This is a genomic window from Arsukibacterium sp. (assembly GCF_033721375.1).
In the GTDB taxonomy this organism is placed as follows: Bacteria; Pseudomonadota; Gammaproteobacteria; order Enterobacterales; family Alteromonadaceae; genus Alishewanella.
The window spans coordinates 419072-433003 of the sequence record NZ_JAWWAP010000002.1 but is presented as its reverse complement, the minus strand read 5'-3'; the positions used below and the strand labels follow the sequence as shown (position 1 = coordinate 433003).

The following is a 13932-nucleotide window of genomic DNA, read 5'->3' as shown; positions in this document are numbered from 1 at the left end:
CAGCTTAACTTAATTAATTACGTTTTAGCTATACAAAAATAACATCAGGGCTTAGCCATGGCTGGCCAGATAATCGCTTATTTCGGTAATAAACTCGCTGCCGTAGCGGCTCAGTTTGGTATTGCCCACTCCGGACACCGCCAGCATGCTACTGTTATCCGTTGGCAGGCGCTGGCACATATCAATCAGGGTCGCATCACTGAATACGACAAAAGGCGGCACATCGTCGCGCTCGGCCAGCTGTTTACGCAAGGTGCGCAAGCGGCCGAACAAGGCCCGGTCATATTTCTGATTGCCCAGTTTAGCGGTTACTTTCTGGCTGCTTTGTAAGCGCGGTACAGCCAGTTGTAAGCTGGTTTCACCGCGCAGCAACGGCCTTGCTGCCGGCAGTAACTGCAGTACAGAATTTCGGGTTATATCCTGCTGCAGATAACCAAAATGCACCAACTGGCGCAAGACACTGAGCCAGTAATCGTGGCTGTGATCTTTGCCCAGGCCCCAGGTGCTGAGGGTGTCATGGCCCAGTTCACGGATTTTCTGGTTCTGACTGCCGCGCAGTACTTCAATAACATGGGCCATGCCATAGCTTTGCTCTACCCGGTACACACATGACAATGCCTTCCGGGCCAGTTCAGTGGCATCAAACTGCTGCGGCGGGTTCAGACAGATATCACAGTTACCACAGCGCTGCTGTCTCGCTTCACCAAAATAATTAAGTAATACCAGCCGGCGGCACGTTTGCGCCTCAGCAAAGGCTGCCATCGCCTGAAAGCGTTGCCAGGCCACTGCTGCCCGGGCCGGGTTTTCTTCTGCTTCCAGCCAGCGTTTCATCCGGGTAATGTCTGCCGGGTCAAATAGCATCAGCGCTTCGGCCGGCACGCCATCGCGGCCGGCGCGGCCGGTCTCCTGATAATAGGCCTCGATGGTGCGCGGCAGCTCAAAGTGGATAACAAAACGGATATTGGATTTATTGACCCCCATGCCAAAGGCGACGGTGGCAACGATGATCTGAATATCATCCCGTTTAAAATCATCCTGCACCCGGCCACGTTGTTCACTGTCATGGCCGGCATGATAAGCAGCCACCTTAAAACCGCGTTCAGACAGCTGACCGCTCAGCTCATCCACTTTACGTCTGGAGCTGCAATAAATAATGCCGGCGCTGCCTTCCTGCTCTTTTAAATAGCTGACAACCTGTTCCAGCGGCCGGAATTTCTCCTGCACCGTATAGCGGATATTGGGCCGGTCGAAACTGCCGGTATAAATGCAGGGGTTGTGCAAGGTCAGCTGCTGGACAATATCCTGACGGGTGGCGATATCGGCAGTGGCCGTCAGGGCCATCAGCGGCACGGCCGGGAAACGCTGTTTTAATAGTGCCAGCGCCATATAGTCGGGCCGAAAATCATGGCCCCACTGTGAAATACAGTGCGCTTCATCAATCGCGAACAGGCTGACGCCGACATCGCTTAGCCGGTCTAAAAAGGCTGGCTGTAATAACCGCTCCGGCGCGACATACAACAGTTTTAACTCGCCGCGGCGCAGGCGGGCGAATACTTCAAGTACCGCCTCGCGGCTCAGGCTACTGTTAACAAACTCGGCCGCTATACCGTTAGCTTTAAGGGCATCGACCTGATCTTTCATCAGCGACATCAGCGGTGATACCACTATGGTTACTTGTGGCAAGTGCAGCGCTGGCAACTGATAACACAGCGATTTACCGCCTCCTGTCGGCAGCAGCACAAAGCTGTCGCGGCCATGTAAGGCGGCGGCAATAACTTCGGCCTGGCCATCCCGAAAGGCACTGTAACCGAAAGCTTGTTTAAGAGTGGCTAATAACTGTTCTGACACGCGCCGTTTAAACCCTGAAAAAAAACAGCAGCTATTGTATGCGTTACGCTTGTTAATTTATAGCTTTGCTGCCGGTCGATTTTCAAACCCGGATCATTTGTGGTCAGACCAATTTAATCGGCTTGTTCAATTCAGAAATTTTTTGAGCTCATACTCTAATAAAAAATTCATTTTGCCTTTGCTGTGAATCTCTGCTTTATTTACTTGTTACCGTAAAAATGCTAACGTAGCGCCACTTTTTAATATTGGTAAGACCAATTTACCTTGTGGCGCTGAGCATTCGAATGACAATGGTATTAAACAGGATTTTACTTACCCATTATGGCTGATTTAAAGATAAAGCCGGCAAAGCTGTCTGATCAGATAGTAACCCAACTGGAGCATCTGCTACTGGAAGGCAGTTTTGCGGCCGGCCAGAAGCTGCCGTCAGAGCGGGAGCTGGCAGAACGGTTTGCGGTATCCCGGCCGTCTTTGCGTGAGGCCATTCAAAAACTGGAAGCGAAGGGCTTAGTCAGCCGGCGCCAGGGGGGCGGCACCTTCGTTTGCGATAATCTGGTTAAGGATTTAACCGACCCATTGTTTAGCCTGATGGCGCAATATCCGGATTCTCAGTTTGACTTTCTGGAGTTTCGGCACGCGCTGGAAGGCATTTGTGCTTACTATGCTGCGTTACGCGGTACGGAAAGTGATCATAAAAAAATCAAAAACTTATATGAAGAAATTTGCCTGAACCAGCAGTTTCAGGATGCCGAGGCAGAAGCTAAAGCTGTTAGTCAGTTTTACCTGGCGGTGGCCGAAGCGTCACACAATGTGGTGTTACTGCATCTGGTTAGAAGTTTAACGCCGTTAACTGAGCAGAACATTCGGTTAAATCTGGCGGCGCTACAGCAGCGGGATGGTATAGCCGAAAAATTAAATGATCACCGGCGCCGGCTGATGCAGGCGGTCATTAGCCGCCAGCCTGAGCTGGCCCGGCAGGCCAGCAATGGCCATTTAGCCTTTATTGAAGAAGCACTGTTGGACCTGGACAAGGAGCGCTCACGTATCGAGCGCTCGTTGCGTCGTTCACAGCAGGGTTAATACTTATAAATTTGATGCGCCTGTGGGCGTGAATAACCAAAGGAAACCTCGATATGTCTGAAGTCAGTAAGAATGACATCGACGCTCTGGAAACAAAAGAGTGGCTGGAAGCGCTGGAGTCAGTGGTGCGCACCGAAGGTGTTGAGCGGGCGCAGTTCCTGCTTGAGCAAGTGTTAGAGCAGGCACGCTTAGAAGGCGTGGACATGCCAACCGGTGTTACCACCAACTACATTAACACCATCCCGCCACAGCAGGAACCGGCGTACCCCGGCGATGTTAATCTGGAACGACGTATCCGCTCGGTTATTCGCTGGAACGCCATTATGATTGTGCTGCGCGGCTCGAAAAAAGAGCTGGAGCTGGGTGGCCATATGGCTTCTTATCAGTCATCTGCAGCCTTTTATGAGACGTGCTTTAACCACTTTTTCCGCGCACCGAATGAAAAAGACGGTGGCGATTTAGTTTATTATCAGGGCCATATTTCACCGGGTATTTATGCCCGAGCCTTTGTTGAAGGCCGCTTAACTGCTGAGCAACTGGACGGTTTCCGTCAGGAAGTCGATGGCAATGGCTTATCCAGCTATCCACACCCGAAACTGATGCCTGAGTTCTGGCAATTCCCGACCGTATCGATGGGTTTAGGCCCGATAGCGGCGATTTACCAGGCGCGCTTTTTAAAGTACTTAAATGGCCGCGAGTTAAAAGACACAACCGAGCAGCGGGTATACGCCTTTTTAGGCGATGGTGAGATGGACGAGCCGGAATCTCGCGGTGCTATCAGCTTTGCCGCCCGCGAAAAACTGAACAACCTGTGTTTTTTAGTTAACTGCAACCTGCAGCGCCTTGATGGCCCGGTTATGGGTAACGGTAAGATTATTCAGGAGCTGGAAGGCTTATTCCGTGGCGCCGGCTGGAATGTGATTAAAGTAGTATGGGGCCGCGGCTGGGATAAACTGCTGGCCAAAGATACTACCGGCAAGCTGTTGCAGTTAATGAATGAAACGGTTGACGGTGACTACCAGACTTATAAAGCCAATGACGGCGCCTTTGTCCGTAAGCATTTCTTTGGCCGGTACCCGGAAACAGCGGCACTGGTTGCCGATATGACCGACGAGGAAATTTTCGCCTTAAAACGTGGCGGCCATGAACCGTCCAAGTTGTTTGCAGCCTTTAAAGCGGCGCAAAACTGCACCGACAAGCCTACCGTTATTTTAGCCAAAACCGTTAAAGGTTATGGTATGGGCGAGGCCGCCGAAGGTAAGAATATTGCCCACCAGGTTAAGAAAATGGACATGACTCACGTGCTGCAACTGCGCACGCGCCTGGGCCTGGAAGACTATATCAGTGAAGATGCGGTAGCAGATTTACCCTACATTGAGCTGCCGAAAGACTCGCCGGAGCTGCAATACCTGCATGACCGTCGCAAAGCGCTGCATGGTTACACCCCGGTGCGCTTACCAAACTTTACTAAACCATTAACCCTGCCAGAGCTGGACGCGTTTGACTCGTTATTAACTGAGCAGAAACGCGAAATTTCCACCACCATGGGTTACACCCGGATCCTGAATATTCTGTTAAAAGACGAGCATATCGGTAAGCAAATTGTGCCCATTATTGCTGACGAAGCGCGTACTTTCGGGATGGAAGGTCTGTTCCGGCAGATTGGTATTTACAACCCCGGCGGCCAGACCTACACCCCGGAAGATCGCTCGGTGGTGTCGTACTACAAAGAAGATGTCGGTGGCCAGGTGTTACAGGAAGGTATTAACGAGCTCGGTGCCATGTCGTCCTGGGTAGCGGCTGCCACGTCGTACAGCACCAACGATTTACCGATGATCCCGTTCTACATTTATTACTCAATGTTTGGCTTCCAGCGGGTGGGTGATATGGCCTGGATGGCCGGCGATCAGCAAGCCCGCGGTTTCCTGTTGGGCGCGACGGCTGGCCGTACCACGTTAAACGGTGAAGGCCTGCAACACGAAGACGGCCACAGCCATGTGCTGGCCAGCACGGTACCTAACTGTATTTCGTATGACCCGACTTATGTCTACGAGCTGGCGGTGATTATGCAGGACGGTATTCGCCGGATGTATGGCCCGGATCAGGAAAACATTTACTACTACATCACGGTAATGAATGAGAATTACCACCACCCGGCCATGCCAAAAGGCGCCGAGGAGGGTATTCGCCGCGGTATTTACAAGCTGGAGTCGTATAACGGCGATCGCGGCAAAGTACAGTTGCTGGGCTCAGGCACCATCTTTAATGAAGTGCGTAAAGCCGCTGAAATTCTCAGTAAAGATTATGGTGTAGCGTCTGACGTTTACTCGGTTACCTCGTTTAACGAGCTGGCCCGCGATGGCCAGGACATTGAGCGTTACAATATGCTTAACCCGGACGCCAAAGAGAAAACAGCTTATGTCGCGACGGTAATGGGCAAGGCACCGGCCATTGCGGCTACCGACTATATGAAAAACTACGCCGACCAGATCCGGGCCTTTATCCCGGCGGTATCTTACAAAGTACTGGGTACCGATGGTTATGGCCGCTCTGACAGCCGGGAAAACCTGCGTCGTCATTTTGAAGTCAACGCCGGTTATATTGTGGTAGCGGCGTTAAGCGAACTGGTAAAACAGGGCGAGCTGAAAAAAGCGGTGGTAAGCGAGGCCATTAAGAAATTTGGCATTGATGCAACCAAAACCAATCCGCTGTACGCGTAAGGGGATAACGTATGTCGATTGAAATTAAGGTACCGGATATTGGTGCAGACGAGGTTGAAGTTACCGAAATCCTGGTCAAGGTTGGCGATAAGGTAAAGCCTGAGCAATCTTTAATTAATGTTGAAGGCGACAAAGCCGCCATGGAAATACCGTCGCCCGAAGGCGGTGTGGTAAAAGAAATTAAAGTAAAAACCGGCGATAAAATTGCGACCGGCAGCCTGATTATGGTGTTTGAAGGTGACAGCGAAGGCAAGCCTGCTTCTGACAGTGAAGATGATGGCAAAGATAGTGCTGCCAAAGCCGATGACAAAAAATCAGATGATAAAAAGTCAGAAGATAAAAAATCAGCAGATAAAAAGTCAGATAACAAAAAATCAGCCAGCAGCGCCAGCAAAAATGTCGAGGTTCCCGATATTGGTGGTGACCCGGTAGAAGTAACCGAAATTCTGGTTAAGGTGGGCGACAGCGTTAAAGCTGATCAATCACTGCTTAGCGTTGAGGGCGACAAAGCCAGTATGGAAGTGCCGGCACCGTTCGATGGTAAGGTAAAAGAAATTAAAGTCAGTGTTGGCGACAAAGTGGAAACCGGCAGCCTGATTATGGTGTTTGAAACCGCGGCTGATGACACTGATAGCGATACCAGTTCTGAAAACAACGCCAGCGAAGACACCAGCAAGGACGACAAAAAAGACGACAGCAAAAGCGACACTAAAGCCAGTGAGCAGAGTGCAGCCAAAGCTGACAACAAAGAATCCACAGATAAAGCGGATAAAGGTGACGGCTTTGTTGAAAACAAAGCTTATGCTCACGCCTCACCGGTTATCCGCCGCTTAGCCCGTGAGTTTGGCATTAACCTGGCCAACGTAAAAGGCACGGGTCGTAAAGGCCGGGTAGTGAAAGAAGATGTGCAAAACTATGTGAAACAGCTGGTAAAACAGGCTGAAAGCGGTGCATCGGCTGCCGGTTCTGGTGCAGCAAGCAGCATGGGTTTCGACCTTATTGCCTGGCCAAAAGTCGACTTTGCCAAGTTTGGCGAGGTGGAAAGCAAGCCGTTATCGCGTATTCAAAAGCTGTCGGGTAATAACCTGCACCGTAACTGGGTACGTATTCCGCATGTTACCCAGTTTGACGAAGCCGATATCAGTAATCTCGAGGACTTCCGCAAAGAGCAGAACAGCCTGGCTGAGAAAAAGAAAACCGGCGTCAAGTACACCCCGCTGGTATTTATTATGAAAGCGGTGGCCAAGGCACTGGAGGACTACCCCACTTTCTGCAGTTCACTGTCTGAAGATGGCCAGAGCCTGATAATGAAAAAATATATCCATTTGGGTATCGCAGTCGATACGCCAAATGGCCTGGTGGTGCCGGTGGTTCGTGATGTCAATAAAAAGGGCATTACCGAGCTTTCGCGCGAGCTGATGGAAATATCCGGCAAAGCGCGTGATGGCAAGCTTAGCTCGGCTGATATGCAGGGCGGCTGCTTTACTATCTCCAGTTTAGGTGGCATTGGCGGCACAGCGTTTACGCCAATTGTTAATGCGCCGGAAGTGGCCATTTTAGGTGTCTCAAAATCAGAGATTAAACCGAAATGGAACGGTAAAGAGTTTGAACCTAAGTTAATGGTGCCGTTGTCGGTATCGTACGACCATAGGGTAATTGACGGTGCCTTAGCCGCACGCTTTACGGCGACGTTAGCCAGCTATCTGGCCGATATCCGGCAAATTATTATGTAAAACCGGCTTACGCCAGCAAAAACTGGCGTAATTTTGCATTGCCAGTGCAATCTTAGGTTACAGAGCGGCGGCTCTGATGTTAAAATTCCGCCACTTTTTTCGCCTGATGGCCGTACCCTACAAAGTAATGCTGTCAGAACACCGGGAAAACCGGACAATTATGAAGGTAATACGATGAGCAACGATATTAAAACTCAGTTAGTAGTCGTGGGCGCAGGCCCTGGCGGTTATTCTGCAGCCTTTCGTGCAGCAGATTTAGGTTTAGAGGTTACCCTGGTTGAAGCACGCAGCACCTTAGGTGGTGTTTGTTTAAACGTCGGTTGTATTCCGTCTAAAGCCTTATTACACGTTGCCAAAGTGATTGACGATGCCCGTGATATGGCTTCACATGGTGTATCTTTTGGCGAACCAAAAATCGATTTAGACAAAATCCGCAGCTGGAAAGACAAAGTCGTTGGTCAGTTAACCAATGGCCTGGGCGGCATGGCGAAAATGCGTAAAGTGAAGGTAGTTAACGGTTTCGGTAAATTTACCGGTGCTAACACCTTACAGGTTGGTGATACCAAAATTACCTTTGAACACGCCATTATCGCTGCCGGTTCAGAGCCGGTAGCCCTGCCGTTTATTCCAAAAGATGACGACCGGGTAATTGATTCTACCGGCGCGCTGGAATTAAAAGACATTCCGGGCGAAATGCTGGTATTAGGTGGCGGTATTATCGGCCTGGAAATGGGCACTGTATACCGTGCGCTGGGTTCTAAAGTATCGGTAGTGGAATTTGCCGATCAGTTAGTCCCAGCCGCGGATGCCGATCTGGTTAAAGCCTACACCAAGTACAACAGCAAAAACTTCAACATTATGCTGTCGACCAAGGTTACCGCAGTTGAAGCCAAGAAAGACGGTTTATACGTCACCTTCGAAGGCAAAAACGCGCCAGAAAAAGCGGTACGTTACGACAAAATTCTGGTTGCAGTTGGCCGTAAGCCAAACGGCAATCTGTTAGATGCCACCAAAGCCGGTGTTGAGGTAGACGAGCGCGGCTTTATCAATGTTGATAAGCAACTACGTACTAACGTGAAGCACATTCACGCTATTGGTGACGTTATCGGCCAGCCGATGTTAGCGCACAAAGCCGTCCACGAAGGCCATGTAGCGGCTGAAGTGATCTCTGGCATGAAGCACTACTTCGACCCACGCTGCATTCCATCAGTAGCGTACACCGACCCGGAAATGGCCTGGACCGGCATTACCGAGAAAGAAGCGAAAGAGCAGGGCTTAAAAGTAGAAACCGCTACCTTCCCATGGGCAGCATCAGGCCGTGCTATCGCCTCAGCCCGGACTGAAGGTTTCACCAAGCTGATCTTCGACAAAGAAACTCACCGCATTTTAGGTGGCGCCATTGTCGGTATTAACGCCGGTGAAATGCTGGGCGAAATTTGCTTAGCAGTAGAAATGGGTGCCGACGCCGAAGATATCGCGTTAACCATCCACGCTCACCCAACCCTGAACGAGTCTATCGGCTTAGCCGCCGAAATGTACGAAGGCTCAATCACTGATTTACCAAACCCGAAAGCCAAGAAAAAGTAATTTTTCTGAGTTGAGTGTTTAAGACAAAGGCCGCAAATGCGGCCTTTGTTGTTTAAGTGCTTCGTATTGCGTCGATCGTTAATTAACGACAAAGTAAATTAAAAAATTCACAAATAAACTTAATTGTGAATTTTGTGTTTTATTAAGTTTGCATGCTATAGTTCGGTTTTTTTCCAGCAAAGGACGCTTACTATGCAAACAAGACCAAACTTCAGCGCCGCCGCCCGCGCATTCAGACAAGTTTACGATGATGTAGGCAAAACAGTTTCTGGCGTAGGCACATTAATTGGTGGCCGGGTTGACCACAATATTAACAATATAACTCCTGCCCAGGGCCAGTTCCGTAATGCGTGCGCAATTCGCATGAGTTACGTTCTGAATAAAACCGGGGTCAAAGTTCCTTTTATAGCAGGGCAAACTGTTTCCGGCGGAAAAGGCGACTGGTATATTTTTCGTGTTCGCACAATGATCACTCATTTGCGCGAGATATTTGGCGAGCCAGATGTGGAAATTGCGAATCCTACCGCTTCGCAATTTGCCGATGAAAAAGGGATCCTGGTATTCGATGTTGAAGGCTGGTCTGATGCATCTGGCCACGCCACCATTTGGAATGGTGTTGGCTGCTCTGACAAATGTTATTTTTCTCTGGCAAAAAAGGCATACTTATGGCGCTTAGAAGACTAGTTTTAGCTCTTGTTGCAGGTGTATTGACTGCTTGTACTGCCCAGGCCGATATGGCGTTTAAGCAGCAAAGCGAAATAAAACTGTTTCAGCATTATGCCCAGGCAAGTTGTTTAGCTACGGCTTTCACAGACGGTGACATTCACCAGCAGGCTGTTAGTGCATTAAACGGTTACCGCGAGTTTGGTGCTATGCCGCTGGAGGCTTATCAGGAACTGGCAGAGCCAATACAGCAGTGGTTAAAGAAAGACTACGCCACCCAGGCAGGCAAGCAAAATAAACTGATGAAGTGTATCGACTTTGCCGAGTCTGAGTTGGTTACAAAAATCTATCATGGCTATTCGGTCAAACCAAAAGCTTAGTAAATGCATATTTGAATTTAGATAAGACGAAGGCCGCAAATGTGGCCTTTATTATTTCTGCCCGCCTTGCAATCTATAGTGCTATCTACCATACTGGCCTTGTGCATATTTTAATACATGGTTATGTACATAATTAAGTATTTTTTTCTCTGAGGTGAGTTTTGGCGTCACATGCAATTTTGGCGGAAAAGGCGGTTTCGGTATCTGAAGCCCGCAAAAACTTAAGCCAGTATTTTATCGATGAGCCCGTGGCTGTATTATCGAATAACAAGCCTACCGGCTATATGCTAAGTGCTAAGTTATATGAAAAAATGCTGCGTATTATCGAGGCATCCGGCGCTGCAGAGCCTGGTTTGTTTCGCCCAGGTGCAGCACGGCTGAAAGAGATTAGCCGGATCAGCGAAAAACTGCTGTTAAAGGCTGATACCGCCAAGTTGAGCGAATTCAACGAGTGATCCGGGTATTTACCAGCAAGATCCTTGATGAAACGCTAACGCCAGTTTGCTGCGGGGCTTGATATGGTGGCCGATAGCAGAAAAGTACTGGGTAAGCTGCATATGCAGCAGTTTGATGCTTAATCAGCAGAGTCGGCGATTAATTCTGAACCATTAGAGCAATAACCCACCCTTAGTTTTCTTGTCAGAGGTTTAATGTAAGGCTGGTCTAATTGCCAGGAATAGGATTTTAAGCGCTAATATTGTTATCACCATTTGTGGGAGTGGAACCATTCTGCCTCGCATTATATGTACTTCGCAGCCCGTCAATATGCTCATTTAGCTTAGGTGGTACGGGTTGTCTCATTGGGTCGAGTATAAAATCGACGCCTTCTCGGCGAGCCAACTTAGCCGCGGGCACAAAATCAGAGTCTCCGGCAATAAGGATAATTTGGTTAACTTGCTGCTTTAACGTCAGGGTAGTGATATCAATACCAATACGCATATCTACGCCTTTTTGACGCGTACTGATAGCAACCTCTGACTCCAATAGAGGATTCGTTGCTAAGTTTCGCTGGCCTTTTAATATCGACTGGGCAACCAACGGTTTTATCACCCATTCTGAAGCTTTCGACAGTTCGCCAAGCCGCAAAGCTAGTTTGCGTTTTTTCAGCAGTCGCTGATGTAGTTCAAGTCGAAATTTAGCTTCGTCAGATTTTGAAAAATCAATTGCAAGACGAGAAACCGGGTTGTGCATCTTCTTTTCAAGTGGGGCGCAGTCATAGAAAAATATGCGATAAAGTGAACGTTCAGCTCTTTCGCCATCTTTTAAATGCAGCAGGGCACAGCGAACCGCTAAGTCGGCTATGCGTTGGGCGTTAAAATAGTTATGGGGCTCAAAATGGCGGATCCGTTTAATAAAAAACGCGCCATCGATCAGTATGGCTGTAGACATTTCCGATAGCCTTAAATATAAAAACCCCGAGGCTCGGCAAGCATCTAGATAGTTGATGCAAGCTTACTGCTCAGGGTTGAATACTCGTAATGCTAGCAACTGAAGTTTGATCCGTCAACAAAGGTTTTCTTGGTAGCGGAAGTTGGGCCAGTAAGAACCGGATCCGGCCGTTGATAGCCTGTTATTTCTGTTGTGTACGAAGTTAAGCAGACACTGTGGCCGTGCTGTTACTCATACTGCCAGCATTCAAAAACCAATTGGCCTGATGGATAAGGCTCTGCTTTATCAGCATAATGTAGTAGCTCCAGCCTGGCGTGGTGTTTACCGCTGCCGGGGCTAAAGAAGGATGCACTATAGGCTCTTACCGGTGCGGCCGGAGCGGGCGGTTGTATTTGCAGGTAGAAATCTAAAATAACTGGCTGGTCGGTAATGTCAGTGCGGTTAACGCCGATGATAAAAGTATAGTTATTTTTGCTAAATAACGGCTTGGCTGAAGCATCAGCAGCACTTAGCTTGACGGTTTTATCCTGAATATCTTCCAGGGAAAACCCAGGATAATCCAGCGGGATCAGGCTGCAGTTCAGTTCAAGTTTGCCATCACTGGCCTGTGTGGTAGTAGCCAAAAAGAAAAGAAATGGGGCGATCAGGATTCTGGGCATAGTGCTAAGTCTTTGCTGTAGAAGGTAAAAGAGGTGCGAGTTTGATGTACTACTAATTCACATGCTTGATAACCTTGCTGGTTTAACGTTGAGAGTACCATCTGATTAACAACAAAACCGATGGCGACCAACATCACCACAAAAACAATAAAAAACCTGCTTTGCATTTTCCGGAATTTTGCTTGATGGGCACCGTTTGCAAAGCGCGTTTCAGCGATGCTCATCAAATGCAGAATTGGTAGTATAAGCGGCAGTAATAAAAATGCGCTACCACTTTGCATCTCAACTAAAGCCGATTGCGCTATGGCTGTATATTGTTGCTGAACACGCCAAAAGAAGAATATGGCAAAGGCAATTGCCATTGCCTCGAACAGCACCACTAAGGTTGCTTTTAGTGCTGAACGCATCATTTATCTGAACTGCATACGGCGAACCGCATCATTAATAAAATTGCGTTCAAAAGTCACAATCTGGCGTGCCAACTCTCCGATGGTGCGTTGTTTCGCTTTTTCCATGGCGTTTACCAGTGCGTCTGTCACGCCAAAGGTTCTATCTAAATATTCAAGTGTCACTGCAGTGGCGATACCAAAGCCTACCGCTGCGATGATGGGCCCTGCAGCGATGGTTGTGATGGTGCCGGCTACCATGGCTGCGCCAGAAGCAATAAGTGTACTCAGGCCAATTTTTACCAAATCTGTCGCAATGGTACCGACTAGCCTCATTAGCGTACTCTGTTCTGTGATGAGGAATTGCAGCACTGTCATCGGTACTGCAATAAAAATACTGAGTCTGGCACCCTTTGCCATAGCGTTGCCGACTCTTTTGTGACCAATGGCTAAATCAACAACTTTCGGATTACTGGTCAGATACCGGGTACCAGTAAGCTTTTCTCGCAGACCAGGGTAACCTTTTAAAACAACATAGCTCTGATTATTAACTTCTTTGATAACAGCTTTACCGGTAAGGCCCAACTCATCGATTATTTGGCTTGCCAGGCGCACATCGCTAAGTTGAGAAGCAATGCCAGCGGTAAATCGGGCATTATCCATATTGGTATGAGAACTTAACGTTGTAGCAAACTCAGCAAACTGCTCCATCGAAAGTATATGAAGCTCTTTACGCTCGCTGTTCATTCTGCTGATGTCTATATTATTGTCCGCCATGGTGATTTCCTTTAATGAACAAAACGAATGCAAATTATCACAAAATTAACTTGATGTTAAACATTTGGTGTTATTTATGTAGGGACAGAAGTTGTGAGATACATATTGGGTAGGCGAATTCTGCCTGGCCGTAGAAAGGCTAAGTCGCCAATCCGCCAAATTCAAAAGTCATGACAAAGTAATTTTTTTTAAAAGTAAGTAGAGTAAATAAAGGCCGCAGCGCGGCCTTATAAGTTCTGAATGTTAATGCTTTATCGCTTATTTAACGAGTTTGCATGCATTTACAGATTTCTGACCTTTAGCTTCGTCAACCAGGTGTAGCTTTGACCTGGCAGCAAAGGCACCCATTTTTACTTCCTGCCAGACGTAGTAGTTAGTACCGGCATTTGCCGTCAGCGTTAACTCTGCGTCATTTTCAGTTTTAGATAAAATAGTATGTTCGCCTGGTTCAACTTCGCGCAGAATATATGATTTTGCGACGGTGTCGCCCACAGACATGCCATTTAGTAATACTGGCATTTTTACAGCTGCGCCCATAGTCTCATCGCGATAAATATAAATTTTCGCTTTGTCTGGAACAGTTGTAAATTGCTTTGCCTGACTATCCATTTCAGGCGTTGCCATTGGAACACTGGCGCAACCGGTTAAAATAATCGACGCTAGCAACGTTGCAGCAAGAACAAGTTTTTTGATCATAAAATCATCCTAAT

At 48.3% G+C, this 13932-nt stretch carries 13 protein-coding genes; 7 read left to right on the top strand and 6 right to left on the bottom strand.

Annotated features, from left to right (window positions below; genetic code table 11):
* Window positions 1-51: 51 nt before the first annotated feature.
* Entirely contained in the window at window positions 52-1848 is a 1797-nt protein-coding gene (recQ, locus tag R3187_RS05095; RefSeq protein WP_318965624.1) for a DNA helicase RecQ, read from the bottom strand.
* A 321-nt stretch (window positions 1849-2169) separates the two neighbouring features.
* Here recQ and pdhR point away from each other — a divergent pair, with 321 nt between their 5' ends.
* The 7 genes from pdhR to yafN all read left to right on the top strand — a co-directional run bounded on the left by pdhR (window position 2170) and on the right by yafN (window position 10466).
* On the top strand, window positions 2170-2928 hold the full coding sequence (gene pdhR, locus R3187_RS05090) for a pyruvate dehydrogenase complex transcriptional repressor PdhR (protein ID WP_318965623.1): 759 nt from the start codon (window positions 2170-2172) through the stop codon (window positions 2926-2928).
* A gap of 53 nt (window positions 2929-2981) precedes the next feature.
* Entirely contained in the window at window positions 2982-5648 is a 2667-nt protein-coding gene (aceE, locus tag R3187_RS05085; RefSeq protein WP_318965622.1) for a pyruvate dehydrogenase (acetyl-transferring), homodimeric type, read from the top strand.
* A gap of 11 nt (window positions 5649-5659) precedes the next feature.
* On the top strand, window positions 5660-7381 hold the full coding sequence (aceF, locus tag R3187_RS05080) for a dihydrolipoyllysine-residue acetyltransferase (protein ID WP_318965621.1): 1722 nt from the start codon (window positions 5660-5662) through the stop codon (window positions 7379-7381).
* Window positions 7382-7555: 174 nt separating this feature from the next.
* Window positions 7556-8968 carry a dihydrolipoyl dehydrogenase gene (lpdA, locus tag R3187_RS05075; RefSeq protein WP_318965620.1) on the top strand — a complete coding sequence of 471 codons (1413 nt, stop codon included), beginning with the start codon at window positions 7556-7558 and terminating at the stop codon, window positions 8966-8968.
* Between the two features lie 192 nt (window positions 8969-9160).
* Window positions 9161-9652, top strand: coding sequence for a type VI secretion system amidase effector protein Tae4 (locus R3187_RS05070; protein WP_318965619.1), 492 nt, complete (start codon window positions 9161-9163; stop codon window positions 9650-9652).
* A gap of 23 nt (window positions 9653-9675) precedes the next feature.
* A complete protein-coding gene (locus tag R3187_RS05065; RefSeq protein ID WP_318965618.1) occupies window positions 9676-10011 on the top strand; it encodes a T6SS amidase immunity protein Tai4 family protein in 336 nt (111 codons plus the stop codon).
* Between the two features lie 161 nt (window positions 10012-10172).
* Window positions 10173-10466: a type I toxin-antitoxin system antitoxin YafN gene (gene yafN / locus R3187_RS05060; protein ID WP_318965617.1), complete on the top strand. Its 294-nt coding sequence runs from the start codon at window positions 10173-10175 to the stop codon at window positions 10464-10466.
* Window positions 10467-10695: 229 nt separating this feature from the next.
* Here yafN and R3187_RS05055 read toward each other — a convergent pair whose 3' ends face one another.
* The 5 genes from R3187_RS05055 to R3187_RS05035 all read right to left on the bottom strand — a co-directional run bounded on the left by R3187_RS05055 (window position 10696) and on the right by R3187_RS05035 (window position 13918).
* Window positions 10696-11400, bottom strand: coding sequence for an NYN domain-containing protein (locus tag R3187_RS05055; RefSeq protein WP_318965616.1), 705 nt, complete (start codon window positions 11398-11400; stop codon window positions 10696-10698).
* A 227-nt stretch (window positions 11401-11627) separates the two neighbouring features.
* A complete protein-coding gene (locus R3187_RS05050; RefSeq protein WP_318965615.1) occupies window positions 11628-12059 on the bottom strand; it encodes a hypothetical protein in 432 nt (143 codons plus the stop codon).
* Window positions 12044-12469, bottom strand: coding sequence for a hypothetical protein (locus R3187_RS05045; RefSeq protein WP_318965614.1), 426 nt, complete (start codon window positions 12467-12469; stop codon window positions 12044-12046). The genes R3187_RS05050 and R3187_RS05045 overlap by 16 nt, the downstream gene beginning before the upstream one ends.
* A complete protein-coding gene (locus tag R3187_RS05040; protein ID WP_318965613.1) occupies window positions 12470-13192 on the bottom strand; it encodes a hypothetical protein in 723 nt (240 codons plus the stop codon).
* Between the two features lie 288 nt (window positions 13193-13480).
* Window positions 13481-13918, bottom strand: coding sequence for a DUF2846 domain-containing protein (locus tag R3187_RS05035; protein ID WP_318965612.1), 438 nt, complete (start codon window positions 13916-13918; stop codon window positions 13481-13483).
* Window positions 13919-13932 lie beyond the last annotated feature (14 nt).